Below are 3,195 nucleotides of genomic sequence, written 5' to 3'. Positions count from 1 at the left end.
GAACCGTCCGATCCCCTCGTCCAGCGCGGCCTGGAGCAGCACCTGGGTGCCAGCGATGTTCGTCGAGACGAAGTCCGCAGCACCCGTGATGGACCGGTCGACATGGGACTCGGCCGCGAAGTGCACCACCGCGTCCGCTTCCTCGAACAGCTCGTCCACCAGGGCGGCGTCGGTGATGTCGCCCTTCACGAATGTGACCCGGTTCTCGGGCAGCCCGGCCAGGGAGTCCAGGTTCCCGGCGTAGGTGAGCGCGTCCAGCACCGTGACGTGGTGGTCGGTGTGACCGACGACGTGGTGCACGAAGTTCGACCCGATGAAGCCGGCCCCGCCGGTCACGAGCAGGTTCGCCATCAGTGGCCCCTCTCCAGGGTCTCCAGAAGATACGTGCCGTACCCGGACTTCACCAGCTTCGCCGCGCGGGAGCGCAGGTCGTCGTCGCTGAGGAACCCCTGCCGCCACGCGACCTCCTCGGGCACCCCGATCCGCAGGCCGGTGCGCCGCTCCATCGTGCGGACGTAGTCCCCGGCATCCGTCATCTGATCGAAGGTCCCGGTGTCCAGCCACGCCGTACCGCGCGGCAGGACCTCCACCTGCAGCGCGCCGCGTTCCAGATACGCACGGTTCACGTCGGTGATCTCGTACTCGCCGCGAGGGCTCGGCTGCAGATCCCGGGCGATCTGCACCACGTCGTTGTCGTAGAAGTACAGCCCCGGCACCGCGTAGCTCGACTTCGGGTGGGACGGCTTCTCCTCGAGGGAGACGGCCCGGCCGTCCTGGTCGAACTCCACCACGCCGTACGCCGTGGGATCGGCGACCCAGTACGCGAAGATCGCCCCGCCCTGCACATCCGCGTACCGCTTCAACTGCGTGCCCAGCCCCGGACCGTACAGCAGGTTGTCGCCGAGCACGAGCGCGACCTTGTCGTCGCCGATGAAGTCCGCTCCGATCGTGAACGCCTGCGCGAGCCCGTCCGGGGACGGCTGACGCGCGAACGTCAGATTCACCCCGAACTGCGACCCGTCTCCGAGCAGCCGCTCGAACTGCTCCGCATCATGCGGCGTCGTGATGATCAGGATGTCGCGGATCCCGGCGAGCATCAGCGTCGACAACGGGTAGTACACCATCGGCTTGTCGTACACCGGGATCAGCTGCTTCGAGATGCCCAGCGTGATCGGATGCAGACGCGTGCCCGAACCGCCGGCGAGGATGATCCCTTTCACGCTCCCATGGTGTCACAGCCCGGCACACGCATTTCTCAGGCCTCCGCTCGGTATTCTGGATCGTCCGTCCCGTCCTGTGCGGGTCTCCGAAAGGTCTCCATCCGTGCAGTGGCTCGCGTTCACCTGGGCTGCGGTCGCGACCGTGCTGCTGTTCGCGGTCGTCGGCGTGCCGCTCGCGAGGATCATCGGACTGCGCGGATTCGCGTCGATCGCGGCGGCCCCCGCCTTCGCCGTGACGATAATCGGGATCACCGCCGTCGCGGCGCCCTGGGTCGGCCTGTCCTGGTCGATGCTGCCGGTCCTCCTCGTCGCGGTCGTCGTCGGAGCGGTCCTCGTCGTCATCCGGCGCGCGACCCGGCGGTCACGGCCTCCGCGCGCGCCGCGCCGCCGATTCGACGGGTGGCTGCTCTTCGGGTTCCTGGCGGCCGCGGTCCTGCTGACCCTCCGGGTCGTCACGATCTTCGGGCAGCCGGAGAACATCTCTCAGACCTTCGACAACATCTTCCATCTCAACGGTGTCCGCTTCGTGCTCGACACGGGCAACGCGTCCTCGCTGTGGCTCGGTTACATGACGAACCCGCGGGGCGGGCTCCCGTTCTACCCGGCGGGCTGGCACGCGCTGGTGGCGCTCGTCGTCCAGCTGTCGGGTGCGTCCATCCCAGCCGCAATCAACGCCGTGACCGTCGTGGTCTCGGCGGTCGTGTGGCCGCTCGGCGTGCTGCTGCTCTCCCGCACCCTGTTCGGCCGTTCGCCGGTGCTGGCCGTGAGCGCCGGACTGCTCGCCGCATCGCTGCCGGTGTTCCCGATCCTGCTCATGGACTACGGGGTGCTCTACCCGTACCAGCTCGGCCTGGCCCTCCTGCCCGTCGCACTGGCGGGGACGCTCCGTGCGCTCGGCCTGGCAGGCGGACGCCGCGGGGCCGGGCGCGCATGGTGGGCGGTCGCGGTCCTCGGCTGCCTGCCGGGGCTGGCTCTCGCCCACCCCGGCGCCCTCGTCGGATGGCTCGCCCTCACGGCGCCGATGGCGGTGGTCTTCGCCATCCTGCTCCTGCGCGATGCGCGGACCGCTCGCGTGCGCTGGCTGATCGTCGGATCGTTCGCGGTGTATCTGGCCGTGGGCGCGGTCCTGCTGGACACGCTGCGGCCCCCGCTGGAAGCACGTCTCTGGCCGCTCCAGATGAGGATGCGCGACGCAGTCTGGGACGTCCTGACGATCTCCGCGTGGTACGAGGTGCCGGCGATCCTCGCGGCGATCGCCGTGATCGCCGGCATCGTGTGGGCGATCGTCGCACGGACGAGGCGCTCCTGGGTCGCGCTGGGGATGTACGCCGTGATCGCCCTGCTCTACGTCTCGGTCGCAGCGCTGCCGTTCCCGGACCTGCGTGACGCGCTCACCGGCGGCTGGTACAACAACCTGCCCCGGCTGGCCGCGGTGCTTCCGATCGTGCTGGTTCCCCTCGGCGCGTACGGCATCGCGTGCACATGGGCGTGGATCGCGCGGCGCCGGCGGGTGCGCCGAGTCACCGCCACCCTGCCCCGCTGGGCGGCGGCCGGGCTCGCGGTCGTCGTGGCGGTACTGGCAGCACTCGGCTTTCAGGCGCAGTCGATCTCACCGGTGTGGACGGCCGAGCAGTGGGCGAGCAGCCCGTTCGTCCTCGGCCCGGATTCGGCCCTGCTCACCGCCGACGAAGCCGCACTGCTGGCCCGCCTCGACGAGCACGTCCCCGAGGGCGTCGCGGTCGCGGGCAGCCCCTGGACCGGCGCGTCCCTGGCCTATGCGCTCGCGAACCGCCCCGTGCTCATGCCGCACACGCTGATGGACATCGGCGACGAGGTGAGGACCATCAACAACGGTCTCGATGAGGCGACGGGCGACGGCGCCGTGTGCGATGCCGTCGCCGACCTGGGTGTCGGATTCGTCCTGGACTTCGCCGGCCGGGAGGTGCACCCGGGCGAGCACACCTTCGCGGGGCTG

3 protein-coding genes are annotated in these 3,195 nt (G+C 70.1%); 1 reads left to right on the top strand and 2 read right to left on the bottom strand.

What is annotated here, in order from left to right; genetic code table 11:
• Together VFX99_RS09595 and rfbA are read right to left on the bottom strand one after the other, a co-directional pair.
• The coding region (locus VFX99_RS09595; protein ID WP_329666072.1) for a GDP-mannose 4,6-dehydratase at positions 1 to 351 on the bottom strand (351 nt) is incomplete at its 3' end.
• Complete coding sequence (gene rfbA, locus VFX99_RS09590) at positions 351 to 1,220, bottom strand: glucose-1-phosphate thymidylyltransferase RfbA (RefSeq protein WP_329666071.1); 870 nt, start codon at positions 1,218 to 1,220, stop codon at positions 351 to 353. The genes rfbA and VFX99_RS09595, both read right to left, overlap by 1 nt.
• Before the next feature lie 103 nt (positions 1,221 to 1,323).
• Here rfbA and VFX99_RS09585 point away from each other — a divergent pair.
• Positions 1,324 to 3,195: DUF6541 family protein (locus VFX99_RS09585; RefSeq protein WP_329666070.1), on the top strand; the 1,872-nt coding region annotated here is incomplete at its 3' end.

The sequence above is a fragment of the Microbacterium sp. genome, from assembly GCF_036277215.1.
Classification (GTDB): domain Bacteria; phylum Actinomycetota; class Actinomycetes; order Actinomycetales; family Microbacteriaceae; genus Microbacterium.
The sequence above is the reverse complement of the archived record's forward strand: the minus strand, read 5'-3'. Positions and strand labels throughout refer to the sequence as shown.